General features: G+C 62.5%; 19 protein-coding genes and 1 riboswitch. Of the genes, 12 read left to right on the forward strand and 7 right to left on the reverse strand.

Features of this window, described 5'->3' with window-relative positions; translation table 11 throughout:
* Position 1 precedes the first annotated feature (1 nt).
* On the reverse strand, positions 2-2,122 hold the full coding sequence (locus tag GN300_RS20775; protein ID WP_003940878.1) for an MMPL family transporter: 2,121 nt from the start codon (positions 2,120-2,122) through the stop codon (positions 2-4).
* A 71-nt stretch (positions 2,123-2,193) separates the two neighbouring features.
* A riboswitch (cobalamin riboswitch) is annotated at positions 2,194-2,340 on the forward strand.
* Between the two features lie 115 nt (positions 2,341-2,455).
* On the opposite strand from GN300_RS20775, the gene GN300_RS20780 reads away from it, so the two are divergent.
* Genes GN300_RS20780 through GN300_RS20795 form a run of 4 tightly spaced genes read left to right on the forward strand, consistent with a single transcriptional unit; the run spans position 2,456 to position 6,085 of the window.
* Positions 2,456-3,451, forward strand: coding sequence for an ABC transporter substrate-binding protein (locus GN300_RS20780; protein ID WP_063316757.1), 996 nt, complete (start codon positions 2,456-2,458; stop codon positions 3,449-3,451).
* Positions 3,448-4,488: an iron ABC transporter permease gene (locus GN300_RS20785; RefSeq protein ID WP_058226420.1), complete on the forward strand. Its 1,041-nt coding sequence runs from the start codon at positions 3,448-3,450 to the stop codon at positions 4,486-4,488. The genes GN300_RS20780 and GN300_RS20785 overlap by 4 nt, the downstream gene beginning before the upstream one ends.
* Before the next feature lie 32 nt (positions 4,489-4,520).
* Positions 4,521-5,318 carry an ABC transporter ATP-binding protein gene (locus GN300_RS20790; protein WP_081305329.1) on the forward strand — a complete coding sequence of 266 codons (798 nt, stop codon included), beginning with the start codon at positions 4,521-4,523 and terminating at the stop codon, positions 5,316-5,318.
* Positions 5,315-6,085, forward strand: coding sequence for a (2Fe-2S)-binding protein (locus GN300_RS20795; RefSeq protein WP_063316681.1), 771 nt, complete (start codon positions 5,315-5,317; stop codon positions 6,083-6,085). Before GN300_RS20790 ends, GN300_RS20795 begins: the two co-directional genes overlap by 4 nt.
* A gap of 37 nt (positions 6,086-6,122) precedes the next feature.
* Here the strand turns inward: GN300_RS20795 and phoA are convergent, their stop codons facing one another.
* Positions 6,123-7,655 carry an alkaline phosphatase gene (phoA, locus tag GN300_RS20800; RefSeq protein WP_063316680.1) on the reverse strand — a complete coding sequence of 511 codons (1,533 nt, stop codon included), beginning with the start codon at positions 7,653-7,655 and terminating at the stop codon, positions 6,123-6,125.
* A gap of 268 nt (positions 7,656-7,923) precedes the next feature.
* On the opposite strand from phoA, the gene GN300_RS20805 reads away from it, so the two are divergent.
* From GN300_RS20805 to GN300_RS20820, 4 genes are all read left to right on the forward strand, one after another.
* Entirely contained in the window at positions 7,924-11,211 is a 3,288-nt protein-coding gene (locus GN300_RS20805; RefSeq protein ID WP_037129108.1) for an error-prone DNA polymerase, read from the forward strand.
* A 234-nt stretch (positions 11,212-11,445) separates the two neighbouring features.
* On the forward strand, positions 11,446-11,793 hold the full coding sequence (locus GN300_RS20810; RefSeq protein WP_007727425.1) for a hypothetical protein: 348 nt from the start codon (positions 11,446-11,448) through the stop codon (positions 11,791-11,793).
* A 14-nt stretch (positions 11,794-11,807) separates the two neighbouring features.
* Entirely contained in the window at positions 11,808-12,578 is a 771-nt protein-coding gene (locus GN300_RS20815; protein WP_003940866.1) for a glucose 1-dehydrogenase, read from the forward strand.
* 56 nt (positions 12,579-12,634) lie between these two features.
* Positions 12,635-13,642 (forward strand): NAD(P)-dependent alcohol dehydrogenase, encoded by a 1,008-nt coding sequence (locus GN300_RS20820; RefSeq protein ID WP_007727420.1) that lies wholly within the window; start codon positions 12,635-12,637, stop codon positions 13,640-13,642.
* On the opposite strand, the gene GN300_RS20825 is transcribed toward GN300_RS20820, so the two are convergent.
* Both GN300_RS20825 and GN300_RS20830 read right to left on the reverse strand, forming a co-directional pair.
* Positions 13,629-14,519 (reverse strand): dienelactone hydrolase family protein, encoded by an 891-nt coding sequence (locus GN300_RS20825; RefSeq protein WP_058226424.1) that lies wholly within the window; start codon positions 14,517-14,519, stop codon positions 13,629-13,631. The genes GN300_RS20820 and GN300_RS20825 overlap by 14 nt on opposite strands.
* A 33-nt stretch (positions 14,520-14,552) precedes the next feature.
* Complete coding sequence (locus tag GN300_RS20830; RefSeq protein ID WP_003941033.1) at positions 14,553-15,392, reverse strand: CPBP family intramembrane glutamic endopeptidase; 840 nt, start codon at positions 15,390-15,392, stop codon at positions 14,553-14,555.
* An 85-nt stretch (positions 15,393-15,477) separates the two neighbouring features.
* Here GN300_RS20830 and GN300_RS20835 point away from each other — a divergent pair, with 85 nt between their 5' ends.
* The gene (locus GN300_RS20835; RefSeq protein WP_003940684.1) at positions 15,478-15,786 is read left to right on the forward strand and encodes a rhodanese-like domain-containing protein; all 309 of its coding nucleotides are present in this window, start codon (positions 15,478-15,480) and stop codon (positions 15,784-15,786) included.
* A gap of 47 nt (positions 15,787-15,833) precedes the next feature.
* Here GN300_RS20835 and GN300_RS20840 read toward each other — a convergent pair whose 3' ends face one another.
* A complete protein-coding gene (locus GN300_RS20840; protein WP_003940771.1) occupies positions 15,834-16,475 on the reverse strand; it encodes a dihydrofolate reductase family protein in 642 nt (213 codons plus the stop codon).
* Between the two features lie 74 nt (positions 16,476-16,549).
* The gene (locus GN300_RS20845; RefSeq protein WP_042449826.1) at positions 16,550-17,635 is read right to left on the reverse strand and encodes a TDT family transporter; all 1,086 of its coding nucleotides are present in this window, start codon (positions 17,633-17,635) and stop codon (positions 16,550-16,552) included.
* A 91-nt stretch (positions 17,636-17,726) separates the two neighbouring features.
* Between GN300_RS20845 and GN300_RS20850 the strand changes: the two genes are divergently transcribed.
* Entirely contained in the window at positions 17,727-18,638 is a 912-nt protein-coding gene (locus GN300_RS20850; RefSeq protein ID WP_030535095.1) for a LysR family transcriptional regulator, read from the forward strand.
* A gap of 12 nt (positions 18,639-18,650) precedes the next feature.
* On the opposite strand, the gene GN300_RS20855 is transcribed toward GN300_RS20850, so the two are convergent.
* Positions 18,651-19,331 (reverse strand): TetR/AcrR family transcriptional regulator, encoded by a 681-nt coding sequence (locus GN300_RS20855; protein ID WP_063316756.1) that lies wholly within the window; start codon positions 19,329-19,331, stop codon positions 18,651-18,653.
* 74 nt (positions 19,332-19,405) lie between these two features.
* On the opposite strand from GN300_RS20855, the gene GN300_RS20860 reads away from it, so the two are divergent.
* Entirely contained in the window at positions 19,406-20,542 is a 1,137-nt protein-coding gene (locus GN300_RS20860; RefSeq protein WP_063316679.1) for an NAD(P)/FAD-dependent oxidoreductase, read from the forward strand.
* Between the two features lie 7 nt (positions 20,543-20,549).
* The gene (locus GN300_RS20865) at positions 20,550-21,383 is read left to right on the forward strand and encodes a DUF3626 domain-containing protein (protein ID WP_063316678.1); all 834 of its coding nucleotides are present in this window, start codon (positions 20,550-20,552) and stop codon (positions 21,381-21,383) included.

A 21,383-nucleotide genomic window follows, 5' to 3' on the forward strand; every position in this document is an offset into this window, starting at 1 on the left:
ATCAGTGGCCGATGCCGACCTTCGCGTGAACCTTTTTCATCCACACAGGAGCCCACCAGTTCGCTTCGCCCATCAACTTCACGAGCGAGGGCACGAGCAACATGCGGATGATGGTCGCGTCGACGATCAGCGCGACGATCATGCCGACGCCCAGGAACTTCATCACTGACAGCCCTGACATTGCGAAGGCCCCCGTCACCACTATCAGGAGTAAGGCGGCAGCCGTCACGATGCGGCCGGTGCGCTCGGTTCCGAACTTGACCGCTTCCTCTGTCGTCGCTCCCGCGTTCTTGGCCTCGACCATCCGTGACATCAGGAAAACCTCGTAGTCCGTGGACAATCCGAAGACCACCGCCAGGATGAGCACGACGAACGTCGCCTCCAGCGGAGTTTGACTGACCCCGAGGAGTTCGACGCCGTGTCCGTCCTGGAAGACGAAGGTGAGGACACCGAAGGTGGTCGCGAGACTCAGGGCTGCCATCAGCACCGCCTTGATCGGCAGCACCACCGAACCGAACGCGAGGAACAACAGGATCAGGGTGGATCCGACCATGATGAGGATCATCACCGGTAGCCAGTGCAGGACGGCGTTGTTGCCGTCGTCGACCATGGCTTGACCGCCGCCGACAAGCAGCACCGTTCCGTCGGGAGCGGAGATCGCACGCAGATCTGTCACTGCGGCGCTCTGTGATTGGGGTGTAGAGCCCTCGCTGTAGAGAGCCTGAACCGCGACGAGTTGATTGGTGCTCGCGACGACGGTCGCCTGACCGATGCCCTCGACTTGACCGGCGGACTCGGCGATCGCTGCACCTTCGGCCGGGGTGAGAGTGTTCCCGTCCTCGGCCTGAAGGATCATCGTTGCGCCGTTTCCGGTTTGCGGGAAGTCGTTGACCAACGTGTCCATTGCGACGCGAGCGGGGTCGTTGTCCGGTAGTGCGGTGTACGAGAGTTCTCCCAGCCGGGCGCCGAGCAGCGGCGAGGCCATCACGAGCAGCACAGCCACGATCGTCACCGAGACTGCGACCGGACGCTTCATCACCCACGTGACGACGCGGCCCCAGAACTTGCGCGAGCGTTCCTCGCCGCGTTGCGCCGCATCCTTGCGCCACGTCAGGGCGTTGATGCGATGCCCCAGAATGGCAAGCAGCGCAGGCACAGCGGTCAGCGACAGGACGGCCGCGCTCAATACCGCAGCGATCGCGCCGAAGCCCAGAGAGCGGATGACGGCCTGGGGGAATACGAGCATGCCGCTGAACGCACAGATCAGCAGTAGACCCGAGAACATGACGGTGCGACCCGCCGTCAGAACTGTCCGCTGAGCAGCCGCTCCCGGGTCCGAGCCCGAATTCAGTTCTTCACGGAACCGACCGACCACGAACAGTCCGTAGTCGATGGCCAGTCCCAACCCGAGAAGAGAAGCGACGTTGATCGAGAACGAGGACACATCGGTGATCAGCGTGAGGATTCGCAGAACCGCCAAAGCACTCAGGACACTGAGTACACCCACGAACACGGGCACGGCAGCAGCGACGATGCCGCCGAAGATGAAGACCAACAGCACCAGAGTGATCGGAATGGCGATGGCTTCGGCGACCACCAGGTCCTTCTCGAGCTTGGTGTTGAATGCGACGCCGACGACGGTGTTACCCGCGAATTGTGCCTCGGCACCTTCGACTTCGAGCTTCGGCAGGAGATCGGCGAAAGTGGCGGGCGTGACGCCCGAGTCCGGGGCCAACGTGATCGCAACGGCCGCCATGGATCCGTCGTTCGAGAGCAGGCTGGCCTTCGCTGCGGCGTCTGTTCCCCAATACGATTTCACCGAAGCGGTCGGCACTTCGGTTTTGAACTGGTCGACGGCGGCTGTCACTGCCGGCCCGATGTCGTCCAGAGTCTTGCCGTCCGTGGGCGAGTAGATCGCGATGATGTCCGGGGTCTGCGGTCCGAGATTGTCTTCGATGATGTCGGCGACCTTCGCGGAGTCGCTGCCCGGATCGATGAAGCCGCCCTGGCTGAGCTTGCCGAACACTCCGAGTCCCCACACCCCACTGATGAGAACTATCAGAACCGCGAGGCTCAGTACCCACCATTTCCGGGCGACGACGGTTTGGGCCCAGCGTGTCATGTATCAACTCCGGTGTGTGGGGGCGTCTGGCCAGATCGACTGTAGTGGGCGTTTGGTCTTGAATCGGAAACGTCATGCATACTGCTCGAAGCACTTGCAAGCCACGCGTGTGGGGGAAGCCGGTCCGAATCCGGCGCTGACCCGCAACGGTAGGTCGATTCTCGGTAGTCACCGAGTGTCGGCAAGCCCGATTACCCGCCGCGCGGTGTGCGACATCCATTCGTCGTGGTCTACGAAAAGGAAGTCCAGCAGGAGCTCTGGCCGAGGATCAGCGTGCGGGCGGAGTTGTCTGTCGGATCCTCATTCGTGGCTCAGAGCCCTTACGAGGTCCCCGTGTCACTTCAGTTCTCCCCGTCCCGCGCCGCCGCTGTTCTCATCGCGGTCGCCTTGGTTTCGGCAGGTTGTTCCAAAGGTCAGGAATCAGAGTCGGCGTCTGCTGCGGAATCCTTCGCACAGCCGGTGTCCGTGACCAACTGCGATCGCGAGATGACCTTCGATTCGCCGCCGCAGCGCATCGTGTCTTTGAACGGACACGTCACCGAAGCCCTCATCGAGATCGGCGCGGGTGATCGGATTGTCGGGCGGGCGTACAGCGACAACCCGCCAACTGCCGAGACCGCCGATGTATTCAACAAGATTCCCAGCCTCTCCGATACGTTCCCCAGCATGGAGCAGGTTCTCGACGTCGATCCGGACTTCGTGGTCGGAGGAATGACCAGTGCCTTCAACGAGAAGCAAGGCCGTTCCCGAGACGCTTTCGGCGAGCGCGGAATCAACACCTTCCTCTTCTCGGAATACTGTGGCACCGGGTTCCCCGACATCGGATTGCTCGAGAACGACTACACGCAACTCGGTCGAGTCCTGGGCGTCGAAGATTCCGCCCGCGAGGTCGCAGAGGAGATCAGCGATGGTCTCGATTCCGTCCGCGCTTCGGTCGGAGACGCGGCGCCGGTACCGACCTTCTTCTACGACAGCGGTGACCAGGTTCCGACGACCATCGGCGGAGTCGGCGTCGGTCAATTGGTCGCGGAATACTCCGGCGTCTCGAACATCTTCGCCGAAGGGACAAAGCCCTACATCGACGCATCGTGGGAAGCTGTTGCCGAGCGTGCACCCCAGGCGATCGTGGTCATCGACTACGGCGACAAGACAGCCGAGCAGAAGATCGACTTCCTCCGTGCCCAGCCGTTGATGGCGACCACCCCTGCTGTGCAGCAGAACCGGTTCGTCGTGGTTCCTCTCGCTGACCTGTTCGAGAGTTCACGGTTGGTGCGTTCGGCACAGATCATCGCAACAGCCTTCCATCCAGGCGCTGACGCGGCGAAGTGACCCGCACGCGTTACGGGTACGGCGCCCTGCTTGTCGGCTTGGCGGTCGCCTTGGCGATCGTCCTGGGGTTGGCCGTATCCTTGGGATCGGTTCGCATTCCCGTCGGTGACGTCTGGGCGATAGTCGGAGCACGTTTGGCGCCAGGGACTTTCGAGACGTGGTGGACCGCGGCGCGGGAGTCGATCGTGATCGACTCCCGCCTGCCACGTGCACTCACTGCCGCGGTAGTGGGTGCTTCGTTGGCCATGGCAGGTGCAGTTGCTCAGGCTGTCACCCGTAATCCGCTTGCCGATCCGTATCTGCTCGGAGTCTCGTCGGGCGCGGGATTCATGGTGGTGCTCGTGTCGGTGCTGGGTTTCGGCGCCGGCCTCCTCGGGGTTTTCACGATTCCGGTCGCAGCATTTGCCGGGGCGATGATCCCGTTGTTTCTCGCACTGCTGATCGGCGGCCGGTATCCGCAGCCGACCGCGATCATTTTGGTGGGTGTCGCGCTCGCCCAGATATTCTCGGCGCTCATCACCTTTTGCATCCTGGTATTGGCCGATGATCGGCACGTGACGTCGGTGATGCACTGGATTGCCGGCGGATTCGGTGATGCACGATGGTCGACGCTGATCTTCCCGACGATCACACTGGCCGTCGTCGGCACAGCCCTTCTGTTCAGTTCGCGATGGATGGACGTTTTGCAGACCGGTGACGACGGGGCCGCTGCACTCGGTATGAACGTCCGACGGTTCCGTGTCTTGTCCTTGCTCGCGGTCTCCGTACTGGCGGGCGCAGCAGTCAGCGTTGCCGGTGGAATCGGTTTCATCGGTCTGCTGATCCCGCATCTGGCCGGCTTCATCGTCGGCACCAGAGCAATTCGACTGCTCCCTGCTGCAGCCCTGCTGGGCGCCGTCGCGATGGTTGCCGCGGATACCGCTGCGCGCTCGGTGGCACAATCCACTGAAGTTCCGGTCGGAGTGATCACGGCCCTCGTGGGTGCACCGATCTTCGTCTGGATGCTCTACCGGCAGTATCGGAGGCTCGAACAGTGACACAGGCCAGAACAGTGACACAGGCCAGAACAGTGACACTCCCGAAAGACTCCGAAACTGCGCCCCTGCTCGAACTCGTCGAGACCCGGGCGCGGCTCGGAAATCGCGAAGTGTTGCGCGGCATCACTTTCGCAGTCAAGTCCGGTGAAATATTGGGCTTGGTCGGGCCGAACGGCAGTGGCAAGACGACGGCGCTGCGCTGCTGCTACAACGCTTTGACGCCGACAGGTGGCGCAGTTCTGATCGATCAAGTCGACTCGACGACGCTCTCGCGTAAGGACATCGCCCGAACTGTCTCGGCAAGTGTTCAAGAACCCACTGTCTCGGCAGGACTTTCGGTTCGTGAATCGATCGCGCTCGGACGAACTCCGCACCGCAGCTGGTTGGACCGAAGCACGGAGCGCGATACCACCATCGTGGACCGGTGCATCGAGCAGGTCGGTTTGGTCGAGCTTGCCGGACGAGACGTATCGACCCTGTCGGGTGGTGAGCGGCAACGTGTCTCGATAGCCCGCGCATTGGCTCAGGAGCCCAAGGTTCTGTTGTTGGACGAGCCGACCAATCATCTCGATCTTCGTCACCAGTTGATCGTGATGGAACTGCTTACCGAACTTGCGTCGGCGGGGCTCGCAGTTGTGGTCACGATGCACGATCTACGGTTGGCAGTCGAGTACTGCGACAACCTTGCCGTGCTCACCGAAGGTGAACTCCGCGCGTGTGGGTCTACGGTCGAGGTGTTGGACGAGCCGTTGTTGGCCGAGGTTTTCGGCATCAGGGCGCGAGTCGAACGCGGAGTACGTCCGCGGATGGAGATATTGGGGCTGGCATGACGGAATCGGTGGCCGGGATCTACGCCCGTATGGCAGTAGCTGTGCCGTTCTTCGACAACCTGAGCGCGTATCCGGATACGGTGCCCGCGGTGTTGATGACCGACCCCCAGTGGTTGGCAGCACGTGTCGCCGATACGGCAGAGCGATGGGGGAGTGCGGACAGTCGAGTGAACGGCACGTTGTGGTGGTACTCGGCCAGCTCGACGCTGACCGGCATTCCGATCGGAACCGGGATGGTCACCGGGTTCGCGGCCGATCCATCGTTGGACGGTGGGCGGATCTTCTTGCGTGACAACGGCTATCTGGGCGGTTTTGCTGCCGGATCGGTCATTCCGATCTCGCGGAGTGTGGCGGAGTTGGGCCACGCGATGTTCCGCTCACTCAGTCCCGTGATCGAGGTACTCGCCGAGGTGTCCGGCGTTCGGCAGCAGGCGCTGTGGGCGATCGCGACGGACTCCATCGCCAATCGCAGCCTCGACGCCGCCGGTAGCGCGAGGGAACGCGGAAGTGCATTTGCTGCCGGCCTGATCGATGTTCTCCGCGGTGAGAACCCGGGCATTCCGGTTCCGCGTTTCGTCGATGTCGGCCGCAATGAAAGTGTTGTGCGCGTTTCTGATCCGTTGACACCGGTGGCATCCGGGCGACGCAGATTCACGCAGCGCGCGTCGTGCTGCCTGATTTACGAGGTGCCCGGTGAAGGCAAATGCACCAGTTGCCCGAAGCGCGCACCCGAAGATCGGGTGCGCGCCTTGGCTGCTCTGGTGTGACTGGACCCAGGCTTTTACCGGGTCGGGTGTTGTCAGGTCAGTGAGCTGCGACCTTGGAACGGTCGAGTCCCAGCGCGTCGGTCATCGTGAAGAACAGATCGGTCTGGTCCGTGAGGCCGCTGACATTGGCCGCGTGCGGGCCGAAAGCTGCTACGCGCAACTGAGTGCCGGTATGCCCTTCGGATTCGACGGCCGGATCTTCGGACGTTCCGTAGCTGATCGTCATCTCCGAGCCGTCCTTCGTGGTCAGCTTACGGGTCAGACCGGGGTAGACGATTTCCTGGGCGCGCTCGACCGGGATGTTCTGGTCCTTGGCGATGGTGGCGATGTCGTCGGCGCTGACGTTGGTGACGATCTGGCTGGTGTGAGCGTGGTCGGCTGTGACGATGACCAGGGTTTCTCCGTCGGTCTTCGCGAATTCGAGTGCCTTCTGCACAGCTTCGTCGAGGTCGACGGTTTCACCGATCTGACCGCATGCGTTGGCTGCGTGATCCTGCTTGTCGATCGAGGCACCTTCGACCTGGAGGAAGAATCCGTTGTCGTTGACCTTCAGTAGGTCGATCGCCTTTTGAGTCATGTCCGCGAGCTTCGGTACGTCGGAGGTTCGCTTGGGGTTGTCGACGCAGGTTTCTGCGGGCTGCAGGTAACCGTCACGGGTGGCGACAGAGCCTTCCCAGCGGACGGGCATGTTGCCGTCGGCGAACAAGCCGAGCACGGGTGCATCCTGATCGGCCTTGCCGACCTCGTTCATCTCGGCGGCATTCTTCACCAGCTGGTAGCCCCGAGCTGCGGCCTGCTCGTTGAGTGTCTTGCCCTGCCAGTCACCGGCTTTCGCAGTCTCGGCGAAGGACTTGGCGCCGCCGGCGAAGGTGACGTCGGCGCGGGTGTCGAGGAGTTGTTCGCTGATCGACCCCTTGCCGCCGTTCTCGAGGGCGTTCTCCGGGCAGGACTTGGACGTTGCCTCCGGTCCGTAGCACTTGCGGCCACTGACGTGCGCGACCTGCACTGCGGGGGTGGCGTCCTGCACCTCGGCGGTGGAGACGTTGCCGGTGGCCTTGCCGTTCGCCTTGGCGATCTCGAGGACGGTCGACTGGGCCTGACCCTTGATGTCGACGGAAATCGCGCCGTTGTAGGTCTTGGTGCCGGTGGACCATGCCGATCCGCTGGCTGCGGAGTCGGTGACGTAGTCGGGCTTGCCGTCCTTGGTCAGTGCGTAGTGCGTGAACTGGCCGGTGATCGGCAGGGCATCGAGACCGGGGAAGCTGCCGGCAGCGCCCTCGGCGTAGTTGCGCGCGGCGGTGATCTCCGAGTCGCCCATGCCGTCGCCGATCAAGAGAATGACGTTCTTCGCGCCGGAAGCGTTGACGGCGTCGCGCACTGCGGCCGACTGATCACCGTCGATGCGGCGAGCGCCACCGTTCGAGGACAGTTCGCCGGTCGCGGCGCGATCGACGGTCGCGCCGTTCGAGCCGGTGGCCTCGTCGGCACTGCTGCTGCAGCCGGCAGCGGCCAGAACGGCGACGGCGCCGGCGACGGCCGTCAACCTACGTGTGTTGCGCGAGAACGACATACGAGTAGTACTCCTGGAAACAGTGTGGATGGAGATTATGAACGCCGCTAATGATCTGGGGCGAAAGTGAACGGAGTGCAGACATGCGTACATCTGAATGTGACGAGACGGTGAGGGTTGAGATTCGCTCTGTTGACTGTGGGTGAGTGACCTGTCAGACTGAATCAGCATCGAACATCAGTTCGATGTATGTGGTGCGTCTTCCCTTTCGGCATCCTCGAGCAGTCGGTCGTCCCTGACGGCCGACTCGATCAGGTGCGAGGTCAGTGTGGGTTGGGGAAATGGGCCGCCGACGTGGTCCGAGATGGAACGGGTGCTTTCCGGACGACCCGGCCGTGTGGAACATGAGGATTTGTTTCCGGGCGATGGAAGCGACAGCCCCGCCTGGTCAAGAAAGCGCGGCGAGTACCACGCGGGCGAGCTCACCCGTGGTGCCGGTGTAGTTCCTTACGCAGAACTGCACGCTCACTCGGCCTTCAGTTTCCTCGACGGTGCATCACCGCCGGAAGAGCTGGTCGAGGAAGCAGTGCGTCTCGGGCTCGAAGCTATCGCCGTCACCGATCACGACGGCTTCTACGGCGTGGTGAGGTTTGCGGAAGCCGCACGTGAATGGGGAATGCGCACCGTGTTCGGGGCCGAGTTGTCTCTGGATTCGGTACCCAGAACCGGCACGGCAGATCCCGGTGGAACGCACCTCCTGGTACTTGCCCGTGGGCAGGAAGGGTATCGCCGGCTCTCGCGGGAGATCGCTGCCGCGCATCTGGCGGGCGGCGAGAAGGGCAAACTGCAGTACGACTACGACGTGCTGACCGAAGCGGCCGGTGGCCACTGGCAGATCCTGACCGGGTGCCGGAAAGGTCATGTGCGGCAAGCCTTGACGTCGGGTGGTCGCGAAGCAGCGGCGGATGCCTTGGGGGATCTGGTCGAGCGTTTCGGGGCGGAGCGAGTGTCGGTGGAACTCACTCATCATGGGTTGGCGGAGGACGACGAGCGCAATGCCGTTCTGGCCGAATTGGCGAGAGAGCATGGACTACGTACGGTGGCGACCACCGCCGCGCACTTCGCCGCTCCTCCGCGTCGACGCCTCGCCATGGCAATGGCGGCTGTGCGGTCGCGTCAAAGCTTGGACGAGGCAGCAGGATGGTTGGCCCCTACCGGCGGAGCGCACCTGCGGTCCGGCGCGGAGATGGCGGCACTGTTCTCGCTCTATCCCGAGGCTGTCAGTGGTGCCGCCGATCTTGGTCGTGAGTGCGCTTTCGATCTCAAGCTCATCGCGCCCAAATTGCCACCGTTCGACGTGCCAGCCGGGCATACCGAGGCGTCGTGGTTGCGTGAGCTCACCATGGTGGGGGCGCTGGAACGCTACGGACCGCCGGAAGGTGCACCGAAGGCATACAAACAGCTCGAACATGAACTTGCCATCATCGAGGGATTGAACTTTCCCGGATATTTCCTGGTGGTGCATGACATCGTGTCGTTCTGCAAGAACAACGACATCCTCTGTCAGGGAAGAGGTTCCGCTGCGAACTCGGCGGTGTGTTACGCGATCGGCATCACCAATGTCGATCCGGTTCGCAACAAATTGTTGTTCGAGAGGTTTCTTGCGCCCGAACGTGACGGCCCGCCCGACATCGACGTGGACATCGAGTCCGACCGCCGGGAAGAGGCGATCCAGCACGTGTACGCGAAGTACGGGCGTACGTATGCCGCGCAGGTCGCCAATGTCATCACCTATCGAGGAAAATCATCAGTGCGGGACATGGCTCGGGCACTTGGCTTTTCGCAGGGCCAGCAAGATGCGTGGAGTAAGCAGGTCGGCCGGTGGGGTGGTATCGACAAGAACGCGGATACCGATATTCCGCGTCCGGTACTCGAACTGGCGGCGCAGATCGAAGGCTATCCGCGGCACCTGGGCATCCACTCAGGCGGCATGGTCATCTGTGATCGTCCCATCGCCGACGTCTGCCCGGTGGAGTGGGCGCGGATGGCCAATCGTAGTGTCCTGCAGTGGGACAAGGACGACTGTGCTGCCGCTGGGCTGGTCAAATTCGATCTGCTCGGTCTCGGCATGCTTTCTGCTTTGCACTACATGATGGATCTGGTGGCCGAACACAAAGGCATCACAGTCGATCTGGCGCAACTCGATCTGTCGGAAACGGCGGTGTACGAGATGCTGCAGCGGGCAGATTCGGTGGGGGTGTTCCAAGTGGAATCACGTGCGCAGATGGCGACACTGCCGCGTCTGAAGCCTCGAAACTTCTACGACCTGGTAGTCGAGGTCGCGCTCATCCGTCCGGGGCCGATTCAAGGCGGATCAGTGCATCCGTACATTCGTCGGCGCAACAAACTCGAACCTGTGTCCTACGACCATCCGTCGCTCGAGAAGGCACTCGAACGCACGTTGGGGGTTCCGCTGTTCCAGGAACAGTTGATGCAGATGGCCGTCGACGTTGCGGGCTTCACGCCGTCCGAGGCCGATCAATTGCGTCGGGCAATGGGATCGAAACGCTCCACCGAGAAGATGGAACAACTGCGCGCGAGGTTCTATCAGGGCATGCGAGACCTACACGGCATCGGTGACGAGGTTGCCGACCGGATCTACGAAAAGCTGTATGCATTCGCTAATTTCGGTTTCCCGGAAAGCCATTCACAGAGTTTTGCCGCGCTGGTCTTCTACTCCTCGTGGTTCAAACTTCATCATCCCGCTGCGTTCTGCGCCGGACTTCTGCGCGCGCAGCCCATGGGTTTCTACTCGCCGCAGTCCTTGGTTGCCGATGCGCGCCGGCACGGAGTGCAGGTACACGGTGCAGACATCAATGTCAGCCTCGCGCATGCCACCGTCGAGGCAGGTGGATTCGAGGTTCGGCTGGGGCTGGGGGAAGTGCGCAACATCGGCGATGCACTCGCCGAGAAAATTGTCGAACAGCGCGACCTCGGTGGACCGTTCACGTCGTTTCTCGATCTGACCGGGCGGGTGGAACTGACTACCGCACAAGCTGAATCGCTGGCGACCGCCGGTGCGCTAGCCAGCTTCGGTATCTCGCGTAGAGAAGCGCTGTGGGCAGCGGGCGCTGCGGCGGGGGAGCGCCCCGACCGCTTGCCCGGTATCGGTGCGTCGGTCACAGCTCCCACCCTGCCCGGCATGAGCGACGTCGAATTAGCGGCGGCGGATGTCTGGGCGACAGGAGTATCTCCCGACACGTACCCGACACAATTCCTCCGCCCACAGCTCGACGCGCTCGGCGTGGTGCCGGCGTCGAGACTTCTCGACATCCCGGACGGTGACCGTGTGCTGGTGGGGGGAGCAGTCACACACCGGCAGCGTCCGGCCACAGCTGCGGGCGTCACGTTCATCAACCTCGAGGACGAAACCGGCATGGTCAACGTCGTGTGTTCGGTGGGGTTGTGGGCAAAGTACCGAAAATTGGCAAATACGGCGCCGGCGTTGCTTATTCGAGGGAAGGTGCAGAATGCAGAAGGCGCTGTCACCGTCGTGGCAGACCGGATGCAGCTGATGGATCTGCGAGTTACGGCCAAATCGCGAGACTTCCGTTAACGCCTGATTCTGGCCACCATGTTAGTGCCGAGAGACAGTTTTGTGCCGAGAGGACAAATGTGGAGCTCAACTCTGACCTCCGAGCATATGGTGCGGGTCACATTTGCTCCCTAGGGTTGTCGCTTGAGCGCGATCGATTCACCACACGCAGCCGCGGTCAGTTGCCTTGCGCGTGAATATCGTCGCCTTCCAAACGCGCTGAACCAAAAGCACTTCGAGTCGAAGAGGAACTTCATGAGCACAGCGATTCTCGTCGCACACGTACACCCCGCCGATCCGTCTTCGGAGGATGCGTTCAACCGCTGGTACGACGACGTGCATATTCCGCAGGTCGTCGAACGAGTGCCCGGAGTTGTCTCCGCCTCCAGATTCTTCCTGGCGGATGTGCAGTTGCTGCCCGAGGATGCATTGCCCGCGCGCCGCTACCTGAGCATCTATCAACTCGACACGGAAGATCTCGCGGGCACCGCGCAGGCGTTGGGAAGTGCTTTGGGCGACGGAACTCTCGACATGTCCGAGGCCATCGCGACCACCGGCGACACCGGACCCGAATTGCTTTTCTACGTCCCGACCGAGAATTGAAGGGGAACGCTGACATGTCCGATCTTCTCGCGAACAAAGTTGCAATTGTCACCGGCGCAGGTGCCGGAATCGGCGCCGCCATTGCCCGGGCGTTCGGGGCGGAGGGCGCGAGGGTCGTGGTCTCCGACATCAACGGTGGCGCAGCACAGGCAGTGGCGGACTCGATCGACGGAGCTATCGCTGTCACCACTGATGTCACCGACGAACAGCAGGTCAAGGATCTCGTCGCCAGAGCGGTCGAAGAGTTCGGCGGACTGAACGTCGTAGTACCCAACGCCGGTATCGCCACCACGACCCCGCTGATCGAGACCTCGTTCGAGGACTGGCGGAAAGTGATGTCGGTCAACCTCGATGGAGTGTTCTTGACAGTGCGTCATTCGCTGCCCGCTCTCGTCGCATCCGGTGGCGGTTCGATCGTGAACATCTCGTCGATCTCGTCGACCACCGGCTCGCCTTTGATCGGCAGCTATGCCGCAGCCAAAGCAGCAGTTCGCAATCTCACCGAAACCCTGTCAGCCGAACTTCGCTTCCACGGAATCCGCGCGAATGCATTGCTGCCCGGATTCATCGATACCGACCTGGTCAAGAGTCACCAGCAGGATTTCGAGAATGCCCTCGGCCTCGAGTCCGGGGGATTCGACGACCTGATGGTCACGAAGCAGACGCGCTACGGCCGGACCGAGGAAGTTGCCGCCGCCGCAGTGTTCTTTGCGAGCGACCAGTCGTCGTGGTGCAACGGCAGCAGCCTGGTTCTCGACGGAGGGTTCACCGCTTCTCTCCTCTGAGCAGCAGAACCCTTTCCGAACGTCACCCGATCACCATTCGTGCGAGGATCCACACCATGACCAACCGCGCCGTGTACGTACTCCCGCCTGGAGGATTGAACAACCTCGAATCGAGGACGATCGAGACCCCGGGCCCGGGTGCGGGTGAGGTGACGATCGCGATCCACGCGAATTCGCTCAACCACCATGACTACCTCGTGGCGACCGGAGAGATAGCGACCGACGGTCCGCGGATCCTGTTGTCCGATGCTGCCGGGGAGGTCGTTGCGGTCGGAGACGGCGTAACGCAGTTCAGCGTCGGAGATCGCGTGATGAGCACCTATTTGCCGCATTGGCGGAGCGGCACACCGGATTTCGACGGATTCGGAAATTCGCCGGGTGACGGTGTCGACGGGTTCGCCCGCGACACCGTCACCGTGCCGGTATCTGCTGTGACAGTGATGCCGCGAAACTACACCTACGAGGAAGCCGCTACCTTGCCCACCGCAGGTTTGTCAGCGTGGCGCGCACTATTTGCCGGAGTCCCGATCATCCCAGGGTCGTCGGTGTTGATCCCTGGGACCAGCACGGTGGCGCTGTTTGCCGTCCAGCTGGCCAAAGCTGTTGGAGCTCAGGTGATCGCAACGTCGTCGGCCCCCGACAAGATGGCACGATTGGTCGAGCTCGGTGCCGATCACGTGGTCAACTACCGTGAGCGCCCGGACTGGGGTTCGGAAGCGATGCGGCTCAGCGGCGGGATCGACCTCGTCCTCGACGTCGGCGGGCCGTCCACCCTCGGCCAATCTCTGGCGGCAGTCCGACCAGGCGGGCGAATCTGCGCGCTTGGCATCATGAACGGCCCCTCGTCGTCGATCGACCTGACTTCGCTACTGACCAAACAGGTCACCATCGAAGGTGTTTTGGTGGGCAGTCGTGCACATCAGGAGGAGATGGTCGCCGGGCTGGAGAGCCTGGCGCTTCGTCCCGTCATAGATTCTTCCTACAGCCTCGACCGCCTCGCTGACGCTTTCGAGCAGCAGAAATCCGGGCAGGCCTACGGCAAGATCGTCATCACAAACCCTTGATCGCTTGCCGGTCCCAACGGGGATCGGTGAGGATTTCCGCCGAGTCGCCGACAAATGCACGTGCGGCAGTCTGGTCGCCGCTCAGGGTGAATCTCAGCCATGCGGTGAGGTAGCCCCGGAATCCTTCGCCATCTGCGGCCCAATTGTGGCCGACGCCAAGCAGTCTGCCGCGGACCGCCGGTCCGGCGGTTTTGTCGAAGTACTCAGCTTGCGGATCGGCGGTGGAGACCGGGTCGTCGGCGCCGGTCATGAAGAACGTCGGTCCGGTCAACTGGGCCACGTCGATCACGTCGACAGGTCGCGAGGCCCACCACGGGTCAGGCAAATCGAGTACCGCCGTGGCGGTGATCAGATTCGCGGACTGGGTTGCCGCGTTGATCGCGCCACCGGCGCCCTGGGAGTGTCCGACCGAGGCAATGTTGTCGGTGTCGATCCGCTGGTGAAAAATGCTCTCAGCGTTGGTGTTCTGATCGACGACGTACTGGGCAGCCCCCAAGATCTCCGTCCCGTCGCCGGTGACGCTGCTGTCGGCCACCACAACGACAAAACCCCAAGAAGCGAGATGCTGCAGGAGCGCTTCGTACTCTTCGTAAGTCGCATAGCTGCCGTTGCCGAAGGTGACGACGGGATGCCGATTGCCATCAGACGACAAGTCGGCTGGGTAGAACAGTTGGTACCCGGGAACTGAATCGGCAGCCACTTCGTGCGCGCCCTGGGCTGCATACAGATCGCTGATCGATTCCGACGCGATGGATTCGGTGGTCGCGACTTCGGGAGTTGTCGGAACCCCCGCGGTGGCATGAGTGACGGCACCGGAGAGTGCCAGCACACACGATGCAGTCACGACGGCGAACGAGTACTTGGTTCGAGAAGGCATGGGCACAAGTATGTCTTGTACGGTCGCGGTCGGTCAGGCCGAGACGGGTGTGTGCCGTTCTTCGCCGATTCGATCTCGGATGAGGAAGACGGCGATCACCCCGAAGACGACCAAGAGGACCGTCAGTAGAGAGGTGATGGCGGCGGCGCCGCTCACTTCCGTGGTCACCGAAGTGTCCAGCCCGCCGGTCGAGAGAATTGTGGTGGGGTCGGTGAGGCCGTGTAACACGATTGCGGCCCAGATCGTGCCCGTCACACGCATTGTCAGGTACATGCACATACCGAAACCGAAGGTGTAGACCACGGTGACAAGGACGGTCGACGGCTTCATCCCGGCGATCAGGTTGACCGTGTGCATGAGTGCAAACACCAGTGAAGACACGACGGCGACAAAGCGCTCGCGGTGGCCGGCGTCGCGCAGCATCTTCACTGCCAGGCCACGGGTGGCCAATTCCTCGGTCAGGCCGACGCACGCACCGAGCACCAGCAGGGCGATTACCTCGCCGGTGGTCCAGGCGCTCCAATCGGTTCCCGCCAGATGCGCAACAATGGCGGCGACCACGATGATCGGACCGATCCACATCCAACCGCGCCCACGAATGGGTTGTGGGCCGAAGACGCCGCGCAGCCAGCCGACCTTTGTCGTGAAAACCAGCAGGGCGATCCCGCCGATCGCGATGGGCAATGCGACGCCGAGGAGGATGCTGGAGGCGCTTGCCACGACATTGTCCGTGTCGATCTGGTCTGCAAAAACTCTGGAGGTAACCTGCCCGACAGCAAGATAGAACGCCAGGTAGACGACGATCAGCAGGAGCACTTTCCATACGGTGGGGCGACTCCAAAAACCGGACTTTTCGGGAACCGTATTGGTCATTGTCAGATCGTAAAGGGAGCTGCACGAAAACGCGCGGGTACCGTCTATTCGGACAGCAGCGAACACGAAGGCAGGCGCAGAAGAAATGTTGGAAGTCGATTTGAATGCACTGGACACGGCTTTGGCAGCGGGTGAGCCGTTGATCGACGTCCGTGAGGCCGACGAGTTCGCTCAGGTCCGAGTTCCCGGTGCGACGCTCATTCCGCTCAGCGAATTCGTCTCTCGCGTGGGTGAAATTCCGGACGCGGAAACGGTGTACATCATCTGCGCCGTCGGTGGTCGGAGCTTGCAAGCCGCTGAGTATCTGCAGGCTCGCGGCATCAATGCCGTTTCGGTGGCCGGTGGAACGATGGCGTGGTACCAGTCGGGGCGCCAGGTCGAGACCGGCGAATAGTGCGTAACTGTTGGGGCAGCTCCCGTTTACGGAGCTGCCCCAACACGTCACTTCCGCCAGAACAGGTGGTGCGTCACGCCGCTCGGGCTCGGCACAACGTCGAGGTTGAAGCGGTCGAGTAACTCGTCAGGTGTCTCCCACAGTCGTAGACCGGATCCGAATTCGATCGGGGAGACAGCGATGTGCATCGTGTCGACCAGATCGGCGTCGAGGAATTCACGGATAGTGCTGACTCCGCCGCCGAGTCGAACGTCCTTGCCCTGCGCTGCCTCACGTGCCTGCGCGAGGGCCGTCGCGGGGTCGGCGTCGACGAAGTGGAATGTCGTGTCCGATAGCGTGAACGACGGCCGCACGTGGTGGGTCAAGACAAAAACCGGGGTGTGGAACGGTGGCTCGTCGCCCCACCAGCCCTGCCACTCGAGATTCTCCCAAGGGCCGCGGTAGGGTGAGAATTTGTTGCGGCCCATGATTTCGGCGCCGATGTTGTTGGAGAAGTCCCGCGTGAAATAGTCGTCGAGGCCTCGGCTGCCGCCGGGATCGGTGCGATTGGGCCAGCTGGCCGTAGCTCCTGCCCACGCAAACATTTCACCGTGGTCCAGGCCGAACGGGCTCTCGAAGCTCTGGTCCGGACCGCAGGCTATTCCGTCACTCGAAACGCCGAAATTCTGCACTCGCAATAACTGACTCACCGTGTACTCCTGCTCTCGACAATGGTCTACGTGAGTACAGACCGTACGGCGAGCCAAAACTCATCGGTGCGAATTCATGCAGCCGCCGGTAGAACTCCACTGCGGATCGACCGGACGGTCCTGACCGCGACGGTTGCCCAGATGGGGATCAGCACGGTCAGCAGGGCAAGTGCGATTCCCAGGATCAGGGTGGAACCGGTGGCGACTCCGAAGGCATTCGCTCCGACGGCACATGCTCCGATGGGGAAGGTGAAGCTCCACCAGCCGAGCGAGAAGTCCAAGCCGCGGCGCAGTGCGTGGATGGTGACGACGGTGACGGTGACAAACGCGATCACGCCGATGATTCCGACGACGGTTCCGTAGGCGATCCCGAATTCGTGCAGGGTGTCGGCATGCTCGGGGCTGAGTGCATGCCGTGAGGCGGCGGCCAACAGGTTGGATGCCGCGATCGACTGTCCGATCACGCCCAACGGAATCCACAGTGAGGGAATGGCATTGAACGGGATCACGTCGACGCCGGCCGAACGGTTGCGTGCGAACTGCCTGGCGACGGCTACCAGAATGCCGATGGCGGCGGTCAGCGCCAGAGCGAACAGGATGTAGCAGAAAACCAGTACCGCGATGCGTGGAGCGCCTTCGGGCATGTGGGTGCTGACCGCTGCGCCGGTGGTGGCCGAGACCATCGGAGGTACGACGGGCATGAGCCAGAACGGCATTGCCGTCGCCATCCCGGCATCTCGAACGAGTCGAATCATCATCACGACGTAGGTGACCAGGCCGAGTGCCGTGCCGAGTGTCCACAGTGTCAGCGACACGGTGATCGCCACGTCGTGGCCGAGGAAGTCCGGGCCGGTGATGCCGGTTGCGGATCCCACGGTCAGCAGTGCCATTGCGACGGCGCCGTAGAAGGGGAACATCGCGGGGCTGTGCAGGTAGGCGAGGGCCTGACATCGATGTTGTGACCAATGGGTGGCAAATGCTCCGATCAAGGCGCACAGTACGAGAACCGCCAGAACCCAGAAGATCTCGGAGACCAGTTTCAAGCCCTCGATCTCCGGTTCGAGCGAAGCGGCGGCCACCGACACGATTCCCGTTCCCATCGCTGCCGCGAACCAGTTCGGAGTGATGTGGGCGAAGGTGGAACTCGTTGTGGTGGTCATGTATTTCACTGTCGTCTCATCCGGTCCGTACCGGTAGACCGGTTGTTCTTGAATGCCCACAAACTCGCCTTGTGGGTCTAATCTTGGGACTATGTCGTTGTCTCCTCGGGTGCCGGAACTCAGTGCCCTCGACGTCCTCCTTTCCGTAGGGCGTCTGGGCAGCATGGGTGCTGCCGGCCGGGAGCACGGACTCAGTCAGCAGGCGGTCAGCGCCCGGGTGCGTTCGGTCGAACGCCAACTCGGAATCAAGGTGTTCGATCGAGCGGCGACCGGTGTTCGTCCCACCGCCGAGGGCGGTCTGATTCTCGAGTGGGCAAGTCACATCCTCGTCAGTGCCGAGGAAATGGCATCGGGAGTTGCCGCACTTCGCGGTGAACGTGATGCTGCCGTCACGGTTGCCGCCAGCATGACCATCGCCGAGTATCTGGTTCCCGGATGGACGGTCGCGATGCGGCACAAGTTCCCCAACGTCGTGGCGTCGGTGAGCTTGCACAATTCCTCGGACGTCTCTGCTCAAGTTCAGGCCGGCCAGGCCGATATCGGATTTGTCGAAGGGCCGGATGTGCCGTCGGCGCTCGCGTCGTGCGAAGTAGCGCGTGATCACCTCGTCGTGGTTGTGCCGCCGGGACACGACTGGGCGAATGGTGTGCCCGTTCCGGTCGAGGAACTCGCACGCACACCGCTGATTCAGCGAGAATCAGGGTCCGGTACGCGCCTGACGCTCGAGAATGCTGTTCCCGATTGTGTGCCGCCGCTGCTCGAGCTCACCTCGTGTACCGCTGTCAAGGCTGCGGTGGTGGCAGGCAACGCCCCGGCTGTTCTGTCGTCGCTGGCAGTTGCCGCCGACCTGACGGACGGCCGACTGGTCGCGGTCAACGTCGACGGCTTGCGGATGCCGCGTCGACTCCAAGCCGTCTGGGATCCCGATCGCGGATTGCGCGGTGCGGCAAGAGATTTCCTCGATATAGCGCTCGGATCCAACACCGCTGTTCATTCACGCTGACGGCTACGGCCGCTATCGGACGGTGTCGATCCCCGCGAGGATGAGGTTGATGCCTGCCAGAAACTGTTCTCGGTCGTCGTGGTCGCGCAACTGCGCCGTCACCTGATTGAGGAACGGGTACTTCGCAGAGTCGAGTTCTTCCCATCGCGTGGCGACGCCCGCGAGGAAAGCGGACCGATCTGTCTCACGGGGGAGCAGACGGGCGCCCGCGGCGTACTGTCCGGCGAGACCGAGCACGTAGTTCAGGAGCGCGGACGCGCAGTCGAACTGTGCCGATTCGGGAACGCCGAGCGCCTGGAGTTGCTCGCCGAGACTTTCGAAGATCTGCATCACCGCTGATTGCCACGGTTCACGTGAGAGTTGGGTGCCGACCCAGGGGTGGGCGTCGATCGCGTCGAACACGCCGAGGGTGATGGTCCGGATCGCCTCCCGTGGGGCTGCGCCTTCGGTTGCACCGGTTGTCACGCGGGCGATGACGTCGTCGGTCGCCGCGGCGAGCAGTTCGCTCTTGTTGGCAACGTGCCAGTAAATCGCCCCGCTACCTGTTGCCAGGCGTGCGGAGAGTGCGCGAAATGTCAGCGCGGCTTCGCCCTCGTCGTCGAGGATCTCGATCGCAGCCTCGACGATTCGCTCCTTCGAGAGCGCATCCGTACGTCGTTCGGTCCGCTGATTCCTGGTCGCCATGCGAACCATCTTGACATATCTGGAACGCCGTTCCAAGATGTCATTGGAACGACGTTCCAATCGGAGCCTGAAAGGAAACAAACATGAGCAACTCGATAACGATCATCGGGGCGGGCCTCGGCGGTCTGACCCTCGCGCGTGTCCTTCACGTTCATGGAATTCGGTCGAAGATCTACGAGGCGGAACTGTCGGCAGAAGCTCGCACGCAGGGCGGTCAACTCGACATCCACGAACACAACGGTCAGGCCGCGCTCGACGCTGCCGGCCTAACCGACGAGTTCCGCGCGATCATCCACGCGGGCGGCGCCGCGTCGCGCGTACTCGATCAACACGCCGCCGTGCTCCTCGACGAACCCGACGACGGCACGGGAGCACGTCCCGAGGTGCTGCGCGGCGACCTCCGTCGAATCCTGATTGATTCCCTTCCGGACTACACGATCGAATGGGGACGCAAAGTCGACACTGTGCGCTCGCTCGGAGATGATCGCCACGAGTTGACCTTCGTCGACGGTTCGACAGTGACCACCGACTTTCTCGTCGGTGCAGACGGTGCCTGGTCGAAGGTCCGGCCGCTGCTCTCCGATGCGAAGCCGGAATACGTCGGCACCACGTTCGTCGAGACCTACCTCTACGACGTCGACGAGAAGCATTCGGCTGCAGCCGAAGCCGTCGGGGACGGGGCGATGTACGCGCCCGCACCAGGAAATGCGATCGCCGCGCATCGAGAGGCGGGAGACATCGTGCACACCTACGTTCAGCTGAACCGTCCGGCGGAGTGGTTTGCCGGTATCGATTTCACCGACGCCGCCGCTGCGACAGCGCGGGTCGCGGCCGAGTTCGACGGTTGGGCACCGGAACTCACGGCGCTGATCACCGATGGCGAAACCGCTCCGATTCCGCGCGCGATCCATGCACTTCCCGACGAGCACCGATGGGATCGCGTGCCTGGGGTGACGCTCCTCGGTGACGCGGCGCACCTGATGTCCCCGTCCGGTGAGGGTGCGAACTTGGCGATGTTCGACGGCGCCGAACTGGGAAAGGCGATCGCCACGCACCCCGACGACATCGAAGGGGCACTCGCCGAGTACGAAGAAGCGATGTTCGTGCGCAGCGCATCCGAGGCCGCGGACTCGCACGTGATCCTTGATCTCTGCCTCGGTGAAGGCACACCGTATTCACTGGTCGATTTCTTCACCGGCGCTGCTTCCATATCCGGATAATGGGCGAATGCCTGTTGATTCCACTCCTTGGTCTGCCGCGATTGCGCACGTGAGCGGTCTCTCGAAGGGCGGCCCGTTGGATCGAAATCACCGGGTGACGTTGCACTTTCATCCGGACCTCCCGTCTGAACGTGGTCTGACACTGGCCTCGATCGCACGTCAAGGCACCTATGTGACCCAGTTCGAGACTCGAACGAGCAACGGCGGACTGACGGCGCATCACGGCGGCGATCGTTGGCGTTGGGAGAGTCGGATATTCGGCGGAGCTTACGACGAGCGAGAGCCCTCGGAACGGGCGAAGTACGGATCGTTGAACTTCTCCGCCGATCCCTACGGGGCATCCCCTCGGTTCGGCTCGTCCTACTTCCGGCTTGCCGAGCACACACTCGACCGCACCACCTTCTGCTTTCCCGACAGCGTCTTCGAGCCTGATCTCTTCGGAACGGCCGAAGCGATGAGCTTGGTCGACGCCGCACGGGCTGCCGAGCTCGACGATCCGCTCGACCACTACATCGAGGCGCACGTCCACGGCGCCGTCGACATCGGAACGGACGTCGAGGCGCTCGTTCTGGATCCGAGTTACCGGGGCACACTGATCGAAGAGATCGCCCACTCGCTCACGTGCCCGGTGCTGTGGCACGAGGGATACGCGGTCGATGTCGACGAGATAGCCGAACATCCCGAATACCGGGGAGCGGCCGTGATCGACCTTGCCCGAGAAATTGCGCACGGCAGGCGGCTGACGCCTGCCGTACTGGGGCTCGCACGGGGTGCATCCTTCGATCCGCAGGACGTCAAGAAGGTTTGGCACTACATCGCTCGATTCGGCGGCAGAGCGTAG

It is taken from the genome of Rhodococcus sp. Ni2 (assembly GCF_021352185.1).
Lineage (GTDB): Bacteria > Actinomycetota > Actinomycetes > Mycobacteriales > Mycobacteriaceae > Rhodococcus_F > Rhodococcus_F qingshengii.